This window comes from Streptococcus mitis subsp. hohhotensis, assembly GCF_020089495.2.
GTDB lineage: Bacteria > Bacillota > Bacilli > Lactobacillales > Streptococcaceae > Streptococcus > Streptococcus hohhotensis.
This window is the reverse complement of sequence record NZ_JAIRCA020000003.1, coordinates 1-23,397: the sequence shown is the minus strand read 5'-3', so window position 1 is coordinate 23,397 and position 23,397 is coordinate 1. Positions and strand designations below refer to the sequence as shown.

Annotated in this window: 20 protein-coding genes and 2 pseudogenes; 19 read left to right on the top strand and 3 right to left on the bottom strand. The window is 38.9% G+C overall.

The window, feature by feature from the left end; all coding sequences use genetic code 11:
• Positions 1-313: 313 nt before the first annotated feature.
• The 3 genes from K4Z77_RS01970 to K4Z77_RS01960 are packed head-to-tail and all read left to right on the top strand — an operon-like array spanning position 314 to position 2,876.
• A complete protein-coding gene (locus K4Z77_RS01970; RefSeq protein WP_224218273.1) occupies positions 314-1,039 on the top strand; it encodes a CppA family protein in 726 nt (241 codons plus the stop codon).
• Positions 1,036-1,971: a serine hydrolase domain-containing protein gene (locus K4Z77_RS01965; protein ID WP_224218272.1), complete on the top strand. Its 936-nt coding sequence runs from the start codon at positions 1,036-1,038 to the stop codon at positions 1,969-1,971. The genes K4Z77_RS01970 and K4Z77_RS01965 overlap by 4 nt, the downstream gene beginning before the upstream one ends.
• 8 nt (positions 1,972-1,979) lie before the next feature.
• A complete protein-coding gene (locus tag K4Z77_RS01960) occupies positions 1,980-2,876 on the top strand; it encodes a DMT family transporter (RefSeq protein WP_000071659.1) in 897 nt (298 codons plus the stop codon).
• Between the two features lie 192 nt (positions 2,877-3,068).
• On the opposite strand, the gene K4Z77_RS01955 is transcribed toward K4Z77_RS01960, so the two are convergent.
• Positions 3,069-3,767 (bottom strand): UTRA domain-containing protein, encoded by a 699-nt coding sequence (locus K4Z77_RS01955; RefSeq protein WP_173267853.1) that lies wholly within the window; start codon positions 3,765-3,767, stop codon positions 3,069-3,071.
• A 140-nt stretch (positions 3,768-3,907) separates the two neighbouring features.
• Here K4Z77_RS01955 and guaA point away from each other — a divergent pair, with 140 nt between their 5' ends.
• The 11 genes from guaA (at position 3,908) to K4Z77_RS01900 (ending at position 14,974) form a co-directional block, all read left to right on the top strand.
• Positions 3,908-5,470 (top strand): glutamine-hydrolyzing GMP synthase, encoded by a 1,563-nt coding sequence (guaA, locus tag K4Z77_RS01950; RefSeq protein ID WP_000065711.1) that lies wholly within the window; start codon positions 3,908-3,910, stop codon positions 5,468-5,470.
• A gap of 190 nt (positions 5,471-5,660) precedes the next feature.
• Positions 5,661-6,128, top strand: coding sequence for a GNAT family N-acetyltransferase (locus K4Z77_RS01945; protein ID WP_048788724.1), 468 nt, complete (start codon positions 5,661-5,663; stop codon positions 6,126-6,128).
• An 802-nt stretch (positions 6,129-6,930) separates the two neighbouring features.
• Complete coding sequence (locus K4Z77_RS01940; RefSeq protein WP_224218271.1) at positions 6,931-8,217, top strand: peptidase U32 family protein; 1,287 nt, start codon at positions 6,931-6,933, stop codon at positions 8,215-8,217.
• A gap of 316 nt (positions 8,218-8,533) precedes the next feature.
• Entirely contained in the window at positions 8,534-8,734 is a 201-nt protein-coding gene (locus tag K4Z77_RS01935; RefSeq protein WP_001054557.1) for a F0F1 ATP synthase subunit C, read from the top strand.
• 32 nt (positions 8,735-8,766) lie between these two features.
• A complete protein-coding gene (gene atpB / locus K4Z77_RS01930; protein ID WP_000392860.1) occupies positions 8,767-9,480 on the top strand; it encodes a F0F1 ATP synthase subunit A in 714 nt (237 codons plus the stop codon).
• A 13-nt stretch (positions 9,481-9,493) separates the two neighbouring features.
• Positions 9,494-9,988, top strand: coding sequence for a F0F1 ATP synthase subunit B (gene atpF / locus K4Z77_RS01925; RefSeq protein ID WP_000558548.1), 495 nt, complete (start codon positions 9,494-9,496; stop codon positions 9,986-9,988).
• The gene (locus K4Z77_RS01920; RefSeq protein WP_023942965.1) at positions 9,988-10,524 is read left to right on the top strand and encodes a F0F1 ATP synthase subunit delta; all 537 of its coding nucleotides are present in this window, start codon (positions 9,988-9,990) and stop codon (positions 10,522-10,524) included. The genes atpF and K4Z77_RS01920 overlap by 1 nt, the downstream gene beginning before the upstream one ends.
• Before the next feature lie 14 nt (positions 10,525-10,538).
• The gene (atpA, locus tag K4Z77_RS01915) at positions 10,539-12,044 is read left to right on the top strand and encodes a F0F1 ATP synthase subunit alpha (protein ID WP_000996629.1); all 1,506 of its coding nucleotides are present in this window, start codon (positions 10,539-10,541) and stop codon (positions 12,042-12,044) included.
• A gap of 15 nt (positions 12,045-12,059) precedes the next feature.
• Positions 12,060-12,938, top strand: a complete 879-nt coding sequence (locus tag K4Z77_RS01910; protein ID WP_000301215.1) for a F0F1 ATP synthase subunit gamma — start codon at positions 12,060-12,062, stop codon at positions 12,936-12,938.
• 199 nt (positions 12,939-13,137) lie between these two features.
• On the top strand, positions 13,138-14,544 hold the full coding sequence (gene atpD, locus K4Z77_RS01905) for a F0F1 ATP synthase subunit beta (protein WP_224218270.1): 1,407 nt from the start codon (positions 13,138-13,140) through the stop codon (positions 14,542-14,544).
• A gap of 10 nt (positions 14,545-14,554) precedes the next feature.
• A complete protein-coding gene (locus K4Z77_RS01900) occupies positions 14,555-14,974 on the top strand; it encodes a F0F1 ATP synthase subunit epsilon (RefSeq protein ID WP_000068043.1) in 420 nt (139 codons plus the stop codon).
• Positions 14,975-15,018: 44 nt separating this feature from the next.
• Here the strand turns inward: K4Z77_RS01900 and K4Z77_RS01895 are convergent.
• Positions 15,019-15,940: pseudogene (locus K4Z77_RS01895) on the bottom strand (lactonase family protein).
• A gap of 172 nt (positions 15,941-16,112) precedes the next feature.
• On the opposite strand from K4Z77_RS01895, the gene K4Z77_RS01890 reads away from it, so the two are divergent.
• From K4Z77_RS01890 to gla, 5 genes and pseudogenes are all read left to right on the top strand, one after another.
• Entirely contained in the window at positions 16,113-18,095 is a 1,983-nt protein-coding gene (locus tag K4Z77_RS01890; RefSeq protein WP_224218269.1) for a peptide ABC transporter substrate-binding protein, read from the top strand.
• A 117-nt stretch (positions 18,096-18,212) separates the two neighbouring features.
• Positions 18,213-19,379 (top strand): AI-2E family transporter, encoded by a 1,167-nt coding sequence (locus tag K4Z77_RS01885; RefSeq protein WP_203180453.1) that lies wholly within the window; start codon positions 18,213-18,215, stop codon positions 19,377-19,379.
• A complete protein-coding gene (locus K4Z77_RS01880; RefSeq protein WP_224218268.1) occupies positions 19,369-20,598 on the top strand; it encodes a tetratricopeptide repeat protein in 1,230 nt (409 codons plus the stop codon). The genes K4Z77_RS01885 and K4Z77_RS01880 overlap by 11 nt, the downstream gene beginning before the upstream one ends.
• A gap of 153 nt (positions 20,599-20,751) precedes the next feature.
• A pseudogene (locus K4Z77_RS01875) lies at positions 20,752-21,421 on the top strand (MgtC/SapB family protein).
• A 261-nt stretch (positions 21,422-21,682) separates the two neighbouring features.
• Complete coding sequence (gene gla / locus K4Z77_RS01870; RefSeq protein WP_049491488.1) at positions 21,683-22,552, top strand: aquaglyceroporin Gla; 870 nt, start codon at positions 21,683-21,685, stop codon at positions 22,550-22,552.
• Between the two features lie 89 nt (positions 22,553-22,641).
• Here the strand turns inward: gla and K4Z77_RS01865 are convergent.
• Positions 22,642-23,397 (bottom strand): IS3 family transposase (locus tag K4Z77_RS01865; RefSeq protein ID WP_224218267.1); only part of this gene is annotated, 756 nt, incomplete at its 5' end.

Below are 23,397 nucleotides of genomic sequence, written 5' to 3'. Positions count from 1 at the left end.
TCAAATTTATTTCTAGAAATATTTGAACAGCTACAATGTACTATTCCATACTCAACATACTATATATTAATTATTCAGATGAATTTAATTCTCGATGAAGAGCTCTATTTTAGGAATCATTTTCTAGTTTCTTTAGGCAACCATCTCCGAATGAACTTCTTGTAATTCTCATTAGTTTCCTTTTTCTATAAAATCGACTTTTTACTCAGGATCTTCAAAAAGATGTTTAATGAGGTTAAAATTGGTAAATTTGAGCATAATATCTTGTAAAAAATTCTAAAATCCTATAAAATAAAAAGTGACGGAGGAATTTATGAATGTAAATCAGATTGTACGGATTATTCCTACTTTAAAAGTTAATAATAGAAAATTAAATGAAACATTTTATATTGAAACCCTTGGAATGAAGGCCTTGTTAGAGGAGTCAGCCTTTCTATCACTAGGTGATCAAACAGGTCTTGAAAAGCTAGTTTTAGAAGAAGCTCCCAGTATGCGTACTCGTAAGGTAGAGGGACGAAAAAAACTGGCTAGATTGATTATCAAGGTAGAAAATCCCTTGGAAATGGAAGGACTCTTATCTAAAACGGATTCGATTCATCAATTATATAAAGGTCAAAATGGCTACGCTTTTGAAATTTTTTCACCAGAAAATGATTTGATTTTGATTCATGCAGAAGATGACAGAGCAAGTCTAGTAGAAGTAGAAGAAAAACCTGAATTTCAAACAGGTTTGGAATCAATTTCTTTAAGTAAATTTGAGATTTCCATGGAATTACACCTCCCAACGGATGTAGATAGTTTCTTAGAACTTTCTGAAATTGGGACATCACTTGATTTTATCCCAGCTCAGGGGCAGGATCTGACTGTGGACAATACGGTTACTTGGGACTTATCTATGCTCAAGTTCTTGGTCAATGAATTAGACATAGCAAGTCTTCGTAAGAAGTTTGAGTCTACAGAATATTTTATTCCTAAGTCTGAAAAATTCTTCCTTGGTAAAGATAGAAATAATGTTGAATTGTGGTTTGAAGAAGTATGAAGTGGACCAAGATTATTAAAAAAATAGAAGAACAAATCGAGGCAGGGATTTATCCTGGAGCCTCTTTTGCGTATTTAAAGGACAATCAATGGACGGAGTTCTATTTAGGCCAGAGTGACCCAGAGCATGGCTTGGATACTGAGGCAGGTCTTGTTTATGACCTAGCTAGTGTCAGCAAGGTTGTTGGAGTTGGCACAGTTTTTACTTTTTTGTGGGAAAAAGGCAAATTAGATATTGACAGACCGGTAACAGATTTTTTAGCTGAGAGTGATTATCCAGACATCACTATTCGCCAGCTCTTAACTCACGCTACAAATCTTGATCCTTTTATTCCCAATCGAGACCTTTTAGCAGCTTCAGAATTAAAGGAAGCGATGTTTCATCTCAACAGACGAAGTCAGCCAGCCTTTCTTTATTCGGATGTTCATTTTTTGCTGTTGGGCTTTATTTTGGAAAGAATATTTAATCAAGACCTAGATGTGATTTTACAAGAACAAGTTTTGAAACCTTGGGGAATGAATGAAACCCAGTTTGGGCCTGTTGAGCTTGCTGTTCCAACAGTCAGAGGTGTAGAGGCAGGCATAGTGCATGATCCCAAAGCTCGTCTCTTGGGTAGACATGCTGGTAGTGCTGGTTTGTTTTCGACTGTAAAGGATTTACAAATCTTTGTAGAACACTATTTAGCAGATGATTTTGCAAGAGATTTGAGTCAAAATTTTTCTCCTTTGGATGACAAGGAACGTTCTTTAGCATGGAATTTGGAAGGAGATTGGCTAGACCATACGGGCTATACAGGTACCTTTATCATGTGGAATCGTCAGAAGCAAGAAGCGGCTATTTTTCTATCGAATCGTACCTATGAAAAGGATGAGAGGGCTCAATGGATTTTAGACCGCAATCAAGTGATGGACTTGATTCGTAAAGAAGAGTAAGGAGAGACATGTCAAATAGTTTAAAAGGGACTCTATTAACAGTTGTTGCTGGTATTGCTTGGGGCTTGTCAGGAACGAGTGGCCAGTATCTGATGGCACACGGAATTTCGGCGTTGGTCTTGACCAACTTACGCCTTTTAATCGCTGGCGGGATTCTCATGTTCTTGGCTTATGCTACTGCAAAGGATAAAATGCTGACCTTTTTAAAGGATAGAAAAAGTTTGTTGTCTCTTCTCGTTTTTGCTCTGATTGGTCTTTTTCTCAATCAATTTGCCTATTTGTCTGCAATTCAGGAAACCAATGCAGGTACCGCAACAGTGCTTCAGTACGTTTGTCCTGTTGGGATTTTGATTTATAGCTGTATCAAAGATAAGGTGGCACCGACACTGGGAGAGATAGTTTCTATCATATTAGCTATCGGAGGGACCTTTCTTATTGCAACCCATGGTCAGTTGGACCAGTTATCTATTACACCTTCTGGCCTATTTTGGGGTCTCTTTTCTGCCTTGACTTATGCTCTGTATATCATTTTGCCCATATCCTTGATTAAGAAGTGGGGGAGCAGTTTGGTCATAGGTGTGGGAATGGTCATAGCAGGTTTGGTCGCCCTTCCTTTTACAGGGGTTCTACAGACCACTATACCGACTAGTCTTGATTTTCTCCTTGCGTTTGCGGGCATTATCCTTATCGGGACTGTCTTTGCTTATACAGCCTTCTTAAAGGGAGCCAGTTTGATTGGACCAGTTAAGTCAAGCTTGTTGGCTTCGATCGAGCCAATTTCGGCGGTTTTCTTTGCCTTTCTAATCATGAATGAACAATTTTATCCCATTGATTTTCTTGGTATGGCAATGATATTGTTTGCTGTAACTCTGATTTCTTTGAAAGATTTACTCTTGGAAAAATAAAAAGACTCTTTGTCTGTGACAGAGAGGTTTTATGTAGTATTTTATACTCAATGAAAATCAAAGAGCAAACTAGGAAACTAGCCGCAGGTTGCTCAAAGCACTGATTTGAGGTTGTAGATAGAACTGACGAAGTCAGTAACATATATACTGCAAGGCGACGTTGACGCGATTTGAAGAGATTTTCGAAGAGTATTAATTGTTTTCAAGATAAAATTCAAATCGTTCGCCTACATATTGACTTTTTACGTATTCAAAAGCTGTCCCATCTTCTAGGTAGGAAACCTGAGTCAAACCAAGAATAGCATGGCCTTTTTCAACTTCCAAATAGTGGGCAATTTTTTCCTTAGCGAGGCGAGCATAGATGGTCTGCTGTGATTTGCCGATACGATAGCCATATTTTTGTAGGGTTTGGAAGAAATGACTGGTGATTTCTTCTTTTTTAAAGTTCTTAATAAATTTTTCAGGAATAGAAGCAACTTCATAAACCAGGGGAACTTTGTCGGCATAGCGGACACGTTCCATTCGGATAATATTCTCCGTTGGAGAAATTCCTAACTTGGCAACTTCTTGCTCATTGGGAATGGTTTTTCTGTAGGAAATGAGTTGGCTAGAGGGTACTTTACCTTGGGACTTAACAATTTCAGTAAAACTGGTTGTCCCTCGCATCTTTTCTTGTACTCGAGTACTGGAAACAAAGGTGCCACTTCCAACACGGCGCTCTAAAACGCCTTCTTCGACTAATAGAGATACGGCTTGGCGGAGGGTCATACGACTGACCTCAAATTGTTCAGCCAAATCTCTTTCACTCGGCAGCCTCTCACCAATGGACCAACGGTGCTCGTCAATATCCTTTTTTATCTGATCATGGATTTTCATATAAGCAGGTAGCATGTTTTCACTTCATTTCTATCTTTTCTCTATTGTACCCCAATAAACGAGAAAAAGTCAAACTTCGCCTTGTTTAGTTGGTAATTCGCCCTTATTTGTGATAGAATATTGGAAAAAGATATTTCTTTTGAGAAAGGAAAAAGATGAGCAACATTTCAACTGATTTGCAAGATGTAGAAAAAATTATCGTATTGGACTATGGTAGCCAATACAATCAGCTGATTTCACGCCGTATCCGTGAGATTGGTGTGTTTTCAGAACTAAAAAGCCATAAAATTTCAGCTGCTGAAGTTCGTGAAATCAATCCTGTAGGAATTATCCTTTCAGGTGGACCAAACTCTGTATACGAAGATGGTTCATTCGATATTGACCCAGAAATCTTCGAACTGGGCATTCCTATTTTGGGAATCTGTTACGGTATGCAGTTATTGACCCATAAACTTGGAGGAAAAGTTGTTCCTGCAGGTGACGCTGGAAATCGTGAATATGGTCAATCAACCCTAACTCACACACCATCAGCTCTTTTTGAATCAACACCGGATGAACAGACTGTTTTGATGAGCCATGGTGATGCAGTTACTGAGATTCCTGCTGATTTTGTTCGTACTGGAACATCAGCTGACTGCCCTTATGCGGCCATTGAAAATCCAGACAAACACATTTACGGTATCCAATTCCACCCAGAAGTTCGCCATTCTGTATACGGAAATGATATCCTTCGTAACTTTGCCCTTAACATCTGTAAGGCTAAAGGCGACTGGTCAATGGATAATTTCATCGATATGCAGATTCAAAAAATCCGTGAAACAGTCGGTGATAAACGTGTTCTTCTCGGTCTATCAGGTGGAGTTGACTCTTCAGTTGTTGGTGTTCTTCTTCAAAAAGCAATTGGCGATCAATTGATCTGTATCTTCGTAGACCACGGTCTTCTTCGTAAAGGAGAAGCAGATCAAGTTATGGACATGCTTGGTGGTAAGTTTGGTTTGAATATCGTCAAAGCAGACGCTGCAAAACGCTTCCTTGACAAACTTGCTGGTGTTTCTGACCCTGAACAAAAACGTAAAATCATTGGTAATGAGTTTGTCTATGTCTTTGATGACGAAGCAAGCAAACTCAAAGATGTGAAATTCCTTGCTCAAGGAACTCTTTACACAGACGTGATTGAGTCTGGTACGGATACAGCTCAGACGATCAAGTCACACCACAACGTTGGTGGTCTTCCAGAAGACATGCAGTTTGAATTGATTGAACCACTCAATACTCTTTATAAAGATGAGGTTCGTGCTCTTGGTACAGAGCTTGGCATGCCAGACCACATCGTATGGCGCCAACCATTCCCAGGCCCAGGTCTTGCGATTCGTGTCATGGGTGAAATCACTGAAGAAAAACTAGAAACCGTTCGTGAATCAGATGCTATCCTTCGTGAGGAAATTGCTAAAGCTGGTCTTGACCGCGATATCTGGCAATACTTCACAGTTAATACAGGTGTTCGTTCAGTTGGGGTTATGGGTGACGGTCGTACGTACGACTACACAATTGCAATCCGTGCTATCACCTCTATCGATGGTATGACAGCTGACTTTGCAAAAATTCCTTGGGATGTCCTACAAAAAATCTCAGTACGTATCGTAAACGAAGTGGATCATGTGAACCGTATCGTCTACGATATTACAAGTAAACCACCTGCAACAGTTGAGTGGGAATAGAGTTAATGAGTTAAAAAAAGCCTAGAAATCAATCTTTCTAAGGCTTTTTACTTTATTTTAACAACAATTTAACAACAAAACTATAATTTTCACTATAAACTATACTTATCTTTAATCTACTTTTAAATAGGTATATATGGTATAATATGGTATAATATGATAAATTTGAAGGTGTGGAGGAAAAAATAAGATGTTTGTGAGAAGATTTGAACCTAAAGATGCAGAAAAAGTGTCGGAATTAGTTGTAACAACTTTAAGAACTACTAATATCAAAGATTATTCATTAGAGTATATAGAAAATGATGTAAAGAATTTGCAACCACAAAATATTTTAGAAAGAGCTAACTGGATGCATTTTTATGTGGTATGTGATGCTGAAAAGATTGTTGGGTGTGGAGCGATAGGACCATATTGGGATAAAGAAGATGAAAGTAGTCTTTTCACTATTTTTGTACTACCGGATTATCAAGGAAAAGGTGTGGGGCGACTGATTATTGAAACACTTGAGAAAGATGAATTTTTCCTTCGGGCAAAAAGAGTAGAAATTCCAGCTTCTATAACTGCAACTCCTTTTTATTTAAAGATGGGATATAATTATAAGAATGGGATTACTCTTCCGGACGAAGAAGGGTTATTGAGATTGGAAAAATATAGATAAATTGAGACTTTCTTGATAACAACGGAAAGACAGCTCCCAGTTTGTCGAACGGAATATAAAGTATTAAAGACGATAGAAATAAAAAATCTATCGTCTTTTTCATGCCTATTTTCAATTTATATTGTGAGCAATAAATAGGGAAAACTCGCAAGAGTTGCTAACTAGTATTTCAAATGTAATCTCGGAATTATATGATTTATAACTAATAATACGGTAAACACTAATAGTTTAGCTTGATTGAAGATTATTATAATAAAATCGAACCTAAGATATATAATATTTTAACAGAGCTTGAACATCAACAAGTTAGATGTGAAGAAATTAGTGTAATATTAAATAGACTAATATATATTTCAAAAAGAAGATATGGCTTTGATATCCAGCCTCTTATTGAAACAATGATAAATAGATGGATAAGTTTTGAAGAACAAAAAAACTCTTACTAGAATTAGTAAGAGAGGGAAAATACTAACAACAATTTAACAACAAAGGACTCAAATAATATCAAATAGTACTCATTGATTGTATTATCAATCACTATTTAATCAACTATCCTAAATAGTCAATATCTGACTTTTAGTGAGTGGGAATAGTCGTTTAAGTACTAGATTATTCCATGTAGTTTAATTAGCCAGTATCTTTGGATACTGGTTTTTACTTTATCGACTCCTTTTACTACTTGTTTCAACTGCTAAAAGATTAGAATTGTCAAAACAATCTGTCCAGGCTTGATTTTATGGATTATTTACTATAAAATGAGAAGGAAAAACGTCAAACTTTTATATTGCAAATAGGAGAAAACATGACAAAAACATTAAAACGTCCTGAGGTTTTATCACCTGCAGGGACTTTAGAGAAGCTAAAGGTAGCTGTTCAGTATGGAGCAGATGCTGTCTTTATCGGTGGTCAGGCCTATGGTCTTCGTAGCCGTGCAGGTAACTTTACCTTTGAACAAATGGAAGAAGGCGTCCAGTTTGCGGCTAAGTATGGAGCTAAGGTTTATGTAGCTGCCAATATGGTTATGCATGAAGGAAATGAAGCGGGTGCTGGTGAGTGGTTCCGTAAGCTACGTGATATCGGTATTGCGGCAGTTATCGTGTCTGACCCAGCCTTGATTATGATTGCAGCGACAGAAGCGCCTGGTCTTGAAATCCACCTCTCTACCCAAGCCAGTGCAACTAACTATGAAACGCTTGAGTTCTGGAAAGAATTGGGTTTGACTCGTGTCGTTTTGGCGCGTGAGGTTTCGATGGAAGAATTAGCTGAAATCCGCAAACGTACTGATGTAGAAATTGAAGCCTTTGTCCACGGAGCCATGTGTATTTCTTACTCTGGTCGTTGTACTCTTTCAAACCACATGAGTATGCGTGATGCTAACCGTGGTGGTTGCTCTCAGTCTTGTCGTTGGAAATACGACCTTTACGATATGCCATTTGGTCAAGAACGCAAGAGCTTGAAAGGTGAAATTCTTGAAGAATTTTCAATGTCAGCCGTTGATATGTCTATGATTGACCATATTCCAGATATGATTGAAAATGGAGTGGACAGTCTTAAGATTGAAGGGCGTATGAAGTCTATTCACTACGTATCAACAGTAACCAACTGCTACAAGGCGGCTGTGGATGCATATCTTGAAAGTCCTGAAAAGTTTGAAGCTATTAAACAAGATTTAGTGGACGAAATGTGGAAGGTTGCTCAACGTGAATTGGCAACAGGTTTCTACTACGGTACACCATCTGAAAATGAGCAGTTGTTTGGTGCTCGCCGTAAAATTCCTGAGTACAAGTTTGTTGCTGAAGTGGTTTCTTATGATGATTCGACACAAACAGCAACTATTCGTCAACGGAACGTTATTAACGAAGGAGACCAAGTTGAGTTTTACGGCCCAGGTTTCCGTCATTTTGAAACGTATATCGAAGATTTGCATGATGCCAAAGGCAATAAAATCGACCGCGCTCCAAATCCAATGGAACTCTTGACTATTAAGGTGCCTCAACCCGTTCAAGCAGGAGACATGGTTCGTGCATTGAAAGAAGGACTCATCAATCTTTATAAGGAAGATGGAACCAGCGTCACAGTTCGTGCTTAATAAACATATAGGAGACGAAAGCTTTCTGGTTGCTTTCTCTTTAATCCTACTTACTAAAAGAGCATTAGGTTAAAGAAAATAGATAAATTTCCATCCGAGATTTCATCTCGGATTTTTTTCATCATTTTTCAGAAAGGCCTAGATAATGGTCGGATTTATTACAAGTCTTTTCCAAAGTTTTCTATATAATAAGCTCAAAAATAGTAAAATTGTAAATAATTTCCATTAAACGCTTTCAATGTTGGTAAAAAGTTGACAAATTGAATTTTTAGGACTAAACTAAGTAAGTAAATTTTAATTAAAAGGAGAATTCATCATGAATTTAACATTTTTCGGTCTATGTCTTGCCTGTATGGGTGTATCTCTTGGTGAAGGGTTATTGATGAATGGTTTGTTGAAATCGGTAGCTCGCCAACCAGATATTATCGCTGAGTTTCGTAGCTTGATGTTTTTAGGGGTTGCCTTTATTGAAGGAACTTTCTTCGTAACTCTTGTCTTCTCATTTATCATTAAATAACGAAATATAAATTGGAGAAGGGAGAATGTTAGATGGAAGAAAGTATCAATCCAACCATCAATATTGGTCCTGTTACCTTTGATTTAACTTTGACAGCCTTGACTTTGCTGTCTGTGTTTCTGATTTTTGCATTTATCTATTGGGCAAGTCGTAATATGACCTTGAAACCCAAAGGTAAACAAAATGTACTAGAGTATCTCTATGATTTTGTAATTGGATTTACAGAACCTAACCTTGGTTCCCACTACATAAAAGATTACTCACTCTTTTACTTATGTTTATTTCTTTTTATGGTTATCGCCAATAATCTTGGTTTGATGGCTAAACTTCAAACAACAGATGGGACAAACCTTTGGACATCGCCAACTGCAAATCTTTCATTTGACCTTGTCTTGTCTTTCTGTATTATTGTGATGGCGCACATTGAGGGGATTCGTCGTCGTGGGATTAAACAATACCTAAAAGGTTTTGTAACTCCTGCATTTATGACACCGATGAATCTACTTGAAGAAGTCACGAATTTCCTTTCTCTTGCTTTGCGGATTTTTGGGAATATCTTTGCAGGTGAAGTAATGACAAGCTTGCTTCTTTTACTTTCACATCAGGCTATTTTTTGGTATCCAATCGCATTTGGGACAAACTTAGTTTGGACTGCATTTTCCGTGTTCATTTCTTGTGTACAGGCCTATGTCTTTACACTATTATCCTCTATGTACCTAGGAAATAAAATTAATGATGAAGAGTAGAAAGGAGTAACTGATGCACGTAACAGTAGGTGAATTAATTGGTAATTTTATTTTAATCGCTGGCTCTTTTATCCTTTTGCTAGTCTTGATTAAAAAATTTGCATGGTCTAATATTACAGGCATTTTCGAAGAAAGAGCTGAAAAAATTGCTTCAGATATTGATAGAGCTGAAGAAGCACGTCAAAAAGCGGAAGTATTGGCTCAAAAACGCGAAGATGAATTGGCTGGTAGCCGTAAAGAAGCTAAGACAATCATTGAGAATGCGAAAGAAACAGCTGAGAAAAGTAAGGCTAGTATTTTAGCAGATGCTAAACTAGAAGCAGGACGCTTAAAAGAAAAAGCAAACCAAGAAATTGCTCAAAACAAAGCTGAAGCTTTACAAAGCATTAAGGGTGAGGTAGCAGATTTGACAATCAGCTTGGCTGGTAAAATCATCTCACAAAACCTTGACGGTCATGCCCATAAAGAACTCATTGATCAGTATATCGATCAGCTAGGAGAAGCTTAATGGACAAGAAAACAGTAAAGGTAATTGAAAAATACAGCATGCCTTTTGTCCAATTGGTACTTGAAAAAGGAGAAGAAGACCGTATCTTTTCAGACTTGACTCAAATCAAGCAAGTTGCTGAAGAAACAGGTTTACCTTCTTTTTTAAAAAAAGTGGCAGTAGACGAGTCTGATAAGGAAAAAACGATTGCGTTCTTCCAAGACTCTGTGTCACCTTTATTGCAAAACTTGATCCAGGTTCTGGCCTACAACCACAGAGCAAATCTTTTTTATGATGTGCTTGTAGATTGCTTGAACCGACTTGAAAAAGAAACAAATCGATTTGAAGTGACGATTACATCTGCTCATCCTCTAACTGATGAACAGAAGAGTCGCTTGCTCCCTTTGATTGAGAAAAAAATGTCTCTTAAAGTAAGGAGTGTAAAAGAAGAAATCGATGAAAGTCTCATTGGTGGTTTTGTCATTTTTGCCAATCACAAGACAATTGATGTGAGTATTAAACAACAACTTAAAGTTGTTAAAGAAAATTTGAAATAGAAAGTGGTGTTCTTTTGGCAATTAACGCACAAGAAATCAGCGCTTTAATTAAGCAACAAATTGAAAATTTCAAACCCAATTTTGATGTGACTGAAACAGGTGTTGTAACCTATATCGGGGATGGTATCGCGCGTGCTCATGGTCTTGAAAATGCCATGAGTGGAGAGTTGTTGATTTTTGAAAACGGCTCTTATGGTATGGCTCAAAACTTGGAGTCAACAGACGTTGGTATTATCATCCTAGGTGACTTTACAGATATCCGAGAAGGCGATACAATCCGCCGTACAGGTAAAATCATGGAAGTCCCTGTAGGTGAAAGTCTGATTGGTCGTGTTGTGGACCCACTTGGTCGTCCGGTTGACGGTCTTGGAGAAATCCACACGGATAAAACTCGTCCAGTAGAAGCGCCAGCTCCTGGTGTTATGCAACGTAAGTCTGTATCAGAACCATTGCAAACTGGTTTGAAAGCTATTGACGCCCTTGTACCGATTGGTCGTGGTCAACGTGAGTTGATTATCGGTGACCGTCAGACAGGGAAAACAACTATTGCGATTGACACAATCTTGAACCAAAAAGGTCAAGATATGATCTGTATCTACGTCGCTATTGGACAGAAAGAATCAACCGTTCGTACGCAAGTAGAAACACTTCGTCAGTACGGTGCCTTGGACTACACAATCGTTGTGACTGCCTCTGCTTCACAACCATCTCCATTGCTCTTCCTAGCTCCTTATGCTGGGGTTGCCATGGCGGAAGAATTTATGTACCAAGGTAAGCATGTTTTGATCGTTTATGATGATCTTTCAAAACAAGCGGTAGCTTATCGTGAACTGTCTCTCTTGCTTCGTCGTCCTCCAGGTCGTGAAGCCTTCCCAGGGGATGTTTTCTACCTCCACAGCCGTTTGCTTGAGCGCTCAGCTAAAGTTTCTGATGAGCTTGGTGGTGGATCAATTACAGCCCTACCATTTATTGAAACACAAGCAGGAGATATCTCTGCTTATATCGCAACCAACGTGATTTCTATCACTGATGGACAAATCTTCCTTGGCGATGGTCTCTTCAATGCGGGTATTCGTCCAGCCATCGATGCGGGTTCATCTGTATCTCGTGTAGGTGGTTCTGCACAAATCAAAGCTATGAAGAAGGTTGCTGGTACACTTCGTATCGACCTTGCTTCATACCGTGAGTTGGAAGCCTTCACTAAGTTTGGTTCTGACTTGGATGCGGCAACACAGGCTAAGTTGAACCGTGGACGTCGTACCGTTGAGGTCTTGAAACAACCTGTTCATAAACCATTACCTGTTGAGAAACAAGTAACCATTCTCTATGCTTTGACACATGGTTTCTTGGATACTGTTCCAGTAGATGATATTGTTCGTTTCGAGGAAGAGTTCCATGCCTTCTTTGACGCTCAACATCCAGAGATTTTGGAAACCATTCGTGATACAAAAGACTTGCCAGAAGAAGCAGTCTTGGATGCTGCGATTACAGAGTTTCTCAATCAAACCAGCTTCCAATAAGAATAGAGGTGTCAGATGGCAGTATCTCTAAATGATATTAAAACAAAAATCGCCTCAACAAAAAATACGAGTCAAATCACTAATGCCATGCAAATGGTCTCAGCTGCTAAGCTTGGCCGCTCTGAAGAAGCTGCTCGCAACTTCCAAGTTTACGCTCAGAAAGTTCGTAAACTTTTGACAGATATCCTTCATGGTAATGGAGCTGGTGGTTCAACCAATCCAATGTTGATTAGCCGTCCCGTGAAGAAGACAGGCTATATCGTCATTACTTCAGATCGCGGTTTGGTTGGAGGGTATAATTCTTCTATTCTGAAAGCCGTTATGGAGTTGAAGGAAGAATACCATCCAGATGGTAAAGGTTTTGAAATGATCTGTATCGGTGGAATGGGAGCTGACTTCTTTAAGGCTCGTGGTATTCAACCACTTTATGAATTACGTGGCTTGGCAGATCAACCTAGCTTTGATGAAGTTCGTAAGATTATTTCGAAAACTGTTGAAATGTACCAAAATGAACTCTTTGATGAGCTTTATGTTTGCTACAACCACCATGTCAATACGCTAACCAGTCAAATGCGTGTGGAACAAATGCTTCCGATTGTTGACTTGGATCCAAATGAAGCGGATGAAGACTACAGCTTGACTTTTGAATTAGAGACAGGCCGAGAAGAAATTTTGGAGCAGTTGTTGCCTCAGTTTGCAGAAAGTATGATTTACGGGGCTATTATCGATGCCAAGACAGCTGAAAATGCTGCCGGTATGACAGCCATGCAAACAGCGACAGATAATGCTAAGAAAGTCATTAATGATTTGACAATTCAGTATAACCGTGCCAGACAGGCGGCGATTACACAAGAAATTACAGAAATCGTAGCAGGAGCTAGTGCCTTAGAGTAGGCTCTAGTCCAGCTCGTATGAAAATGAACTTATACTCAATGAAAATCAAAGAGCAAACTAGGAAGCTAGCCGCAGGCTGCTCAAAACATTGTTTTGAGGTTGCAGATAGAGCTGACGTGGTTTGAAGAGATTTTCGAAGAGTATTAGGACCTAGTTGAGCTAGGAACCGACAGTATCTTATATAGAATAGGAGAAGGAGATGAGTTCAGTTAAAATTGCTCAGGTTATCGGTCCCGTTGTAGACGTCTTGTTTGCAGCAGGGGAAAAACTTCCTGAGATTAACAATGCACTTGTCGTCTACAAAAATGACGAAAGAAAAACAAAAATCGTCCTTGAAGTAGCCTTGGAGTTGGGAGATGGTATGGTCCGTACTATCGCCATGGAATCAACAGATGGGTTGACTCGTGGAATGGAAGTATTGGACACAGGTCGTCCAATCTCTGTACCAGTAGGTAAAGAAACTTTGGGACGTGTCTTCAACGTTTTGGGAGATACCATTGACTTGGAAGCTCCTTTTACAGAAGACGCAGAGCGTCAGCCAATTCATAAAAAAGCTCCAACTTTTGATGAGTTGTCTACCTCTTCTGAAATCCTTGAAACAGGGATTAAGGTTATCGACCTTCTTGCCCCTTACCTTAAAGGTGGTAAGGTTGGACTTTTCGGTGGTGCCGGAGTTGGTAAAACCGTCTTGATTCAAGAATTGATTCACAACATTGCCCAAGAACACGGTGGTATTTCAGTATTTACTGGTGTTGGGGAACGTACTCGTGAGGGGAATGACCTTTACTGGGAAATGAAAGAATCAGGCGTTATCGAGAAAACAGCCATGGTATTTGGTCAGATGAATGAGCCACCAGGAGCACGTATGCGTGTTGCCCTTACTGGTTTGACAATCGCTGAATACTTCCGTGATGTAGAAGGCCAAGACGTGCTTCTCTTTATCGATAATATCTTCCGTTTCACTCAGGCTGGTTCAGAAGTATCTGCCCTTTTAGGTCGTATGCCTTCAGCCGTTGGTTATCAACCAACACTTGCTACGGAAATGGGTCAATTGCAAGAGCGTATTACATCAACTAAAAAGGGTTCTGTAACCTCTATCCAGGCTATCTATGTGCCAGCGGATGACTATACTGACCCTGCGCCAGCAACAGCCTTCGCTCACTTAGACTCAACAACTAACTTGGAACGTAAGTTGGTACAATTGGGTATTTACCCAGCCGTTGATCCACTTGCTTCAAGTTCACGTGCCTTAGCACCTGAAATCGTTGGAGAAGAGCACTATGCAGTTGCTGCTGAAGTAAAACGTGTCCTTCAACGTTACCATGAGTTGCAAGATATCATTGCTATCCTTGGTATGGATGAGCTTTCTGATGAAGAAAAGACCTTGGTTGCACGTGCCCGTCGTATCCAGTTCTTCTTGTCACAAAACTTCAACGTTGCGGAACAATTTACTGGTCAGCCAGGTTCTTATGTTCCAGTTGCTGAAACTGTTCGTGGCTTTAAGGAAATCCTTGATGGTAAACATGACCACTTGCCAGAAGATGCCTTCCGTGGTGTAGGTTCTATCGAAGATGTGATTGCAAAAGCTGAAAAAATGGGATTTTAAGAGGTGATCTATGGCTCAGTTAACTGTCCAGATCGTGACACCAGATGGTCTCGTCTATGATCACCATGCCAGCTATGTATCGGTTCGAACTCTGGATGGTGAGATGGGGATCTTGCCACGACATGAAAATATGATTGCGGTTTTAGCAGTTGATGAAGTAAAGGTAAAACGTATTGATGATGAAGATCACGTGAACTGGATTGCAGTAAACGGAGGTGTTATTGAAATTGCCAATAATACCATCACAATCGTTGCGGATTCTGCAGAACGTGCTCGTGATATCGATATCAGTCGTGCAGAACGTGCCAAACTTCGAGCAGAGCGTGAAATTGAAGAAGCACAAGATAAAAACTTGATTGATCAAGAACGTCGTGCGAAGATTGCACTGCAACGTGCCATTAACCGTATTAATGTCGGAAAAAGACTATAAGAAAAAAATGAACTTGAGTTACCAAGTTCATTTTTTATGGTTTCTTAAGGGGCAAAACTGATGCAGACCGCTTCTGGAACATGGAAGTCGTTGGAAAGTTCGGCTAGACGACCAGTTTCAGTATTGCGTTTAAAAACGGTTGCATTGTCAGAGTCTTGATGGACAGCAATGACAAATTCTTGGTCTGGCGTCAAATCAAAATCACGTGGAGTCTGACCATGTGTCGGAACGATTTCTAACAACTCTAAGCTACCGTCCGCAAGGATTGTATATACTGCGATAGAATCATGGCCACGGTTAGAAGCGTAGAGGTATTTACCGTCTTTAGAGAGACGAATAGCAGCAGTTCCATTAAAGCCTTCATAACCGTCTGGTAGAGTTGAAATGACCTGCATGCGTTCAAATTCGCCAACACCATCGTAGATTAGAACTTCAATAGTGCTATTGAGTTCGCAAATCAGATAAGCAATTTTATAGTGGTTATGGAAAACGATATGGCGTGAGCCTGATCCTGGCTGGCTGTGATAGGTATAGAGCTTAGATAATTTCCCTTCTTGATCAAGGTCATAAGTGATGACTTGGTCAGTACCCAAATCACAGGTCACTAAGTAGAAGACTACCGTCTTTCTGACGTTTATAAACAAGGACCTGTCCTTTATGGTAGTTGGCTGCATAGACCAAATCACGCTTTTCATCAACAGCAACATAACAGTGGGGAGCTCCTTCTTCAACGACATGATTTAATAAAGTTCCATCAGTTTGATAGGCTGCAATCCCCCCCTTATTGTCTTGACTACCAACGGTGTATAGGTGTTGGTGCTGGTCAAAAGCAAGGTAGGTTGGACTTGGTTCAGGAGCAAAAAGTTCTAGATTTGAAAGCTGACCAGTTTCTGTATCAAAGTCTGCCTTGTAAATCCCTTGGGAAGTACGACGTGTATAAGTTCCAAAATAAACAGTTTCTTTCATAACTTTACCTCTATAATAAAGATAATACTATTATATCACAAAAATTTTAGTTAGAGGAACTCTATAACACAGAAATAAATATAATAAAATATCAAATTAAGCTTAGTTTTGTATTGATTTCCTTTTGAAAAGTGCTATAATAAATCTATCTCATTATCAAAGGAGTTTGACTATGAAAAAACGAGTTTTTTTAGCAGCAGGAGTTGCTGTACTCTCAGCAACTGTTCTAGCAGCTTGTTCATCTGGTAATGGGAATAAGGAAGCAACTAAACCAGTTACTTATGCCTATGTATTTTCATCAGATCCTGCGACTCTGGATTATACAGTTTCTGGGCAAAAGTCTACAAAACAGATTACTGGTAATGTCATTGATGGACTACTGGAAAATGATCAATACGGGAATCTAGTACCATCAGTTGCAGAAGATTGGACTGTTTCCAAAGATGGTTTGACCTATACCTATAAAATTCGTAAGGGTATCAAGTGGTATACCAATGAAGGAGAAGAGTATGGAGAAGTTAAGGCTCAAGACTTTGTAACTGGTTTAAAACACGCAGCTGACAAGAAATCAGAAGCACTTTATCTTGTACAGGATTCTATCAAAGGATTGGATGACTATGTAAATGGGAAAACAACGGATTTTTCTACTGTTGGTGTAAAAGCAACAGACGATTATACTGTTGTTTACACTTTGAATCATCCAGAATCTTTCTGGAATTCTAAGACAACGATGGGAGTTCTAGCTCCAGTAAGTGGAGATTTTTTGGCTTCTAAAGGAGATGACTTTGGTAAGGCGACTGATGTAACGAGCATTCTCTACAATGGGGCTTTCCTTCTTAAGGGGCTTACCTCTAAATCTTCTATCGAAATGACCAAAAACCAAAACTATTGGGATAAACAAAATGTCTTTATTGATGATATTAAGTTGTCTTACTTTGATGGTCAGGATGCAGACTCTTTGGGACGTGGTTTTGATGAAGGAAATTATCCTGCAGCACCTCTCTTTAAAAACTCTGCTAACTATGAACGGCTAAAAGAAAAATATAAAGATAACATTATTTATAGTCAACAACAAGGAACTACTTTCTATATTTCGACCAATATTGACCGTGTTGCCTACAATCACACCGCTAAAACAAGTGATGCAGAAAAATCATCTACTAAGAAGGCTTTGCTGAACAAAGATTTCCGTCAATCCTTGGCTTTTGCTACAGATCGTAAAGCAGGAATCTCTCAAGTATTTGGGGACGAAGTAGCACCGCGTAAATTACGTACAAGTTTAACCCCTCCAACATTTGTACAGGTAGGAGAGCAGTCATTTGGACAAGTAGCTAAGGCAGAATTGGATAAATTAGATGGTGTATGGAAAGATGTCAGTCTTGATGATGCCCAGGATTCACTTCATAATGTAGATAAGGCTAAAGCTAAATTTGAAGCTGCTAAGAAAACTCTTCAAGCTGATGGAGTCCAGTTCCCAATTCATTTAGATTTGCCAATTTCTTCATCAAATCCAGATTTTATTCGTCAGGTTCAGTCTTATAAACAATCCATTGAGGAAGCCTTAGGCTCTGACAATGTAGTTGTTGATATTCAACAAGTTTCTGATGACGAATTGGGAAGTATGACTACTCTAGCTACTTCCAATGCAAATACTGACTGGGATATTAATGCAGTCAGTGGTTGGACTCCAGACTTTGCAGATCCATCGACTTATCTAGATGTATTTGATCCAACTTCAGGTCCAAGTCTCCTAAGTGCTCTTGGTGTGGCACCAGGAACAGACAATCCAGTTATTAAAACAGTTGGATTGGATAAATACAAAGAACTGATTGATGATGCAAATAGTGAGAAAACAGACCTTCAAAAACGTTATTCCAAATATTCTAAGGCCCAAGCTTGGTTGTCAGATAGTGCACTTGTTATTCCAGTATACTCTGATGGTGCTCAAATGCTAGTGACGAAAATGGTTCCTGGCAGTGGTGCCGGTGGCTGGGTAGGTGACAAGACTAGTGAAAATAGCTACAAGTATCTGAAAATCCAAGATAAGATTGTCACTACTAAAGAAATGGATGAGTTCCGCAAGAAATTTGCTGATGAAAAAGCCAAATCCAATGCTGATTATCAGAAGAACTTAGACCGTCATATTCAAGACTAATCAAATCTCCTCTTTTGAGGAGATTTTTTATGTCGCGGTCTCCATGTAAGCACTTTAAAAAAGAGTTATTTTGATTTAAAAATGGTATAATGGGAGAACAATAGAAAGGAAGTATTTATGGAGCAAAAAGAGAAACATTTTAGCCTGTCTTGGTTTTTCAAGTGGTTTTTGGATAACAAGGCCATTACGGTATTTTTGGTAACCTTATTATTGGGACTGAATCTTTTTATTTTAAGTAAGATTAGTTTTCTATTTTCACCTGTTTTAGACTTTTTGGCAGTCGTGATGCTGCCAGTTATTCTATCTGGTTTGCTATATTATTTATTAAATCCTATTGTTGATTGGATGGAGAAGCATAAGGTTAATCGTGTTATAGCTATCACTATTGTCTTTGTCATCATCGCTCTTTTTATCATTTGGGGCTTGGCAGTAGCTATTCCAAATCTGCAACGTCAAGTTTTAACATTTGCAAGAAATGTACCAATCTATCTTGAAGATGCTGATCGGGTTATTGATGATTTGGTAACCAAGCGTTTACCAGATGATTTCAGACCTCAGTTAGAGCAAGTTTTGACAAACTTCTCTAGTCAGGCTACAGTTTGGGCGAGCAAGGTTTCTTCTCAGGCAGTAAACTGGGTGAGTGCCTTTATTAGTGGGGCATCTCAAGTGATTGTTGCCTTGATTATCGTTCCTTTCATGCTCTTTTATCTCTTACGTGATGGGAAAGGCCTGCGTCACTATTTGACCCAATTCATGCCAACGAAATTGAAAGAACCTGTTGGACAAGTTTTATCAGATGTGAATCAGCAGTTGTCTAACTATGTTCGAGGACAAGTAACAGTGGCTATTATTGTTGCGGTAATGTTTATGATCTTCTTTAAGATAATTGGTCTACGCTATGCGGTTACGCTTGGTGTTACTGCTGGTATCTTAAATCTGGTTCCTTATCTTGGTAGTTTCCTAGCCATGCTTCCTGCCCTAGTATTGGGTTTGATTGCTGGGCCAGTCATGCTTTTGAAAGTAGTGATTGTCTTTATCGTAGAACAAACTATTGAAGGTCGTTTTGTCTCTCCATTGATTTTGGGAAGTCAATTAAACATCCATCCCATTAATGTTCTCTTTGTCTTGTTAACTTCAGGATCCATGTTTGGCATCTGGGGAGTCTTGCTCGGTATTCCGGTTTATGCCTCTGCTAAAGTTGTCATTTCAGCGATTTTTGAATGGTATAAGGTAGTCAGTGGCCTATATGAACTAGAGGGAGAGGAAGCTAAGAGTGAACAATAGTCAACAGATGTTACAGGCTTTGGAAGAGCAAGATTTAGTTAAGGCAGAACATTATTTCGTCAAAGCTTTAGAAAATGATCCAAGTGAGCTTCTTTATGAATTAGCGACTTATCTAGAAGGAATTGGTTTCTATCCTCAGGCCAAGGAAATTTACCTGAAAATCGTAGAGGACTTTCCAGAGGTTAATCTAAATCTAGCAGCAATTGCTAGCGAAGATGGTCAAATAGAAGAAGCCTTTGCTTACCTAGAGGAAATCCAAGCTGACAGTGACTGGTATGTTTCTGCTTTGGCTCTGAAGGCAGACCTTTACCAGATGGAAGGTTTGACAGATGTGGCGCGTGAGAAATTGTTAGAAGCATTGACTTACTCAGAGGATCCTCTCTTGATATTGGGTTTAGCAGAGTTGGATAGTGAGTTGGAAAATTACCAAGAAGCTATTAAAGGCTATGCTCAGTTAGATAATCGTACTATTTATGAGCAAACAGGCATTTCCACCTATCAACGAATTGGCTTTGCCTATGCCCAGTTAGGGAAATTTGAAACAGCTATAGAGTTTTTAGAAAAAGCCCTGGAGTTAGAATACGATGACCTGACAGCTTTTGAGTTGGCCAGTCTTTACTTTGATCAAGAAGAATACCAAAAAGCTGTCCTCTACTTTAAGCAGATCGATACCATTTCTCCTGACTTTGAAGGCTATGAATATGGTTATAGCCAGGCCTTACATAAGGAACATCAAGTTCAAGAAGCCCTGCGTATCGCTAAGCAAGGCTTGGAGAAAAATCCTTTTGAAACAAGACTCTTGTTAGTAGCTTCACAATTTTCCTATGAATTGCATGATGCTAGTGGAGCAGAGAACTACCTCCTTACTGCTAAAGAAGATGCTGAGGATACGGAAGAAATCTTACTCCGTCTAGCAACTATTTATCTGGAGCAGGAACGTTATGAGGATATTCTAGACTTGCAAAGTGAGGAGCCAGAAAATCTCTTGACCAAGTGGATGATTGCTCGTTCCTATCAAGAAATGGACGATTTGGATACTGCCTATGAGCTTTACCAAGAGTTGGCAGTAGATTTAAAGGACAATCCAGAGTTTCTGGAACACTATATCTATCTCTTGCGTGAATTGGGCTACTTTGAGGAAGCAAAAGTCAATGCTCAAGCTTACTTAAAACTGGTTCCAGATGATGTGCAAATGCAAGAATTGTTTGAGACATTGTAAGAATCCATTAGTTACAGAAAACTGCAAGTTATTACTAGAGAGTAACTGCGGTTTTTTGTTTTAAAAAGGACAATTTTCAACTAATATATTCTCTTGAAAAAAGTTTCAACTAGGACTATAATATAAAATTATGAGTGATAGAGGAGGGAAATAATGCTTGATACGATAGCTCTACCGATTGAAGTCCGACATATTATTCTCATTTTATTGTCTTGTTTTTCTGGTTTTATCATTGGTTATGAAAGAAAATCTAAGCACAAGCAGGCTGGGAGAAAGACTCATATTTTGGTTGCCTTAACTGCAACTTTAATGATGATTTTATCAAAAGAAGCTTTCTTGGATACGCCTAATTATGATACTTCTAGGGTTGCGGCCCAAATTGTCAGTGGAATTAGTTTCATTGGTGGTGATGAGGGATAAAAAAATCAGTGGTATTAGCACAGCAGCTGGTATTTGGGCAACTGCAGGTATTGGGATGGAGATTGGAGCAGGTTTTGCTTTTCTAGGCTTATTTTGTAGTCTAATTGTTGTCTCTGTTCAGAAAAGTAGCTCCAAATTTTTGAAAAGCGATACTCATTATCATATCAGAATGACTGGATTTGTAACCAATAAACCTTCAATAGATACCTTGAATATTCTCATTGAACAGAAGGGATTTTACAATCTAAATATTGACATGGATAGGAATGAAAGTGGTTATAATCTTACGATTAGAGCAGATCACGATAAATCCATTTCTTACAAAAATATGGCTGAGGTTTTATGGCAATGTGACGAGAATTTTTATATAAATCAGGTTAAGATTGTTTCATTAGAAGGATAGAGTTTTGTTTTCATAGCAAAACTTTTATTTGTGAATGGGAAAGATACTTCTTATTCCCTATACTATGTATCAGTAGGAATTGACATAAAAGCATCAGATTAGCTCAGATAACATAATGAACTGGGAATATCTTGGAAAAAAGATTAGTTTATAAGATTTGGAACCGTTTTCTGTCACAATCTTTCGGGAAAGTAGTTGCTAAAAGATGTAAAAATTGATAGAATAAGGATTGTCTAAAAAATTTTAAGGAGAATCTATCAAATGGATTTCACATGGGCAATTAAATATGCCACTGAATTTTTGGGAACTGCTATTTTGATCATTCTTGGAAATGGTGCAGTTGCCAACGTTGAACTTAAAGGTACGAAAGGTCACCAAAGTGGCTGGATCGTTATCGCTGTTGGTTATGGTATGGGGGTTATGATCCCAGCCTTGATGTTTGGTAACGTATCTGGTAACCACATCAACCCAGCCTTCACTCTTGGACTTGCAATCAGCGGTCTTTTCCCTTGGGCTCAAGTTGCGCCTTATATCATCGCACAAGTTTTGGGTGCTATCTTTGGTCAAGCCTTGGTTGTGGCAACACACCGCCCATACTACTTGAAAACTGAAAATCCAAACAACATTTTGGGTACTTTCTCAACAATTTCAAGTTTGGATAATGGTACAAAAGAATCACATTTTGCAGCAACTGTTAATGGTTTTGTAAATGAGTTTGTTGGATCATTTGTTCTTTTCTTTGCAGCCCTTGGAATGACTAAAAACTTCTTTGGTTCTGAAGTGCTTCAATACATGAAACAAATGGCTAGTCAAGCAGGTCAAAATGTTGACTTTTCTGATTTAGCAATCAAAGCCCAAGTAGCACCACATACTGCTTCAGGACTTTCAGTAGCTCACTTGGCACTTGGATTCCTTGTTATGGCCTTGGTAACATCACTTGGTGGACCTACAGGACCTGCCTTGAACCCAGCCCGTGACTTGGGACCACGTCTCCTTCATGCTTTCCTTCCAAAATCAGTTCTTGGTGAGCACAAAGGCGATTCAAAATGGTGGTACTCTTGGGTACCAGTAGTAGCACCGATCGCAGCAGCAATTGCGGCAGTAGCTATTTTCAAATTCCTTTACTTATAAGAAATTGAGTTCTCTATCTATTGTAATGGATTGAAGAAAAATTAAAAACGCATAATATTGTACTGACCCCAAAAAGTTAGACAATTAATTTAAGCAAAGGATTTAGTTCTGTATTGTACGGGGCTAAGTCCTTTTAGTTTTACCTTAATTCGTTTGTTGTTGTAGTAATCAATATAGTCTACAATGGCTTGTTCCAATTGCTTAAGAGACTGAAGTGACTTCTCATAACCATAAAACATTTCAGACTTAAGAATGCCAAAGAAAGATTCCATCATACCGTTATCTGGGCTATTTCCCTTACGTGACATAGATGGTTGGATTCCCTTATTCTTAAAAAAATGATGATAGAAATCGTGTTGGTATTGCCCTCCTTGGTCACTATGGAGAATTGTATTTTCGTAATGGTTCTCTGTAAAGGCTTGTTCTAGCATAGCTTTCATTTGTACTAAGTTCGGCGAAGTAGAAAGATTGTAGGAGATAATTTCGCTGTTAAAGCCATCTAAAACTGGTGATAAATAAAGCTTTTGGCTACTTGCTGGAATGGCAAATTCTGTCACATCTGTGTAGCACTTTTGTATTGGTTTGGTTGCTTCAAATTGGCGTTGAATGAGATTCTCTGCTTTCTTGCCAATCTCTCCTTGGTAGGAAGAATACTTTCGTTTACGGCGAATTCGAGCAATTAAACCAAGTACTTTCATCAGACGCTGCACCTTCTTATGGTTCACTACGAAGCCACGATTTCTTAATTCTAAATGGATTCGACGATATCCGTAATTTCCTTTTTGTTCGGTAAAAATAGCTTGAATTTCAGCTTTAATATCATAATCTTTATCGTTTTGATCCAG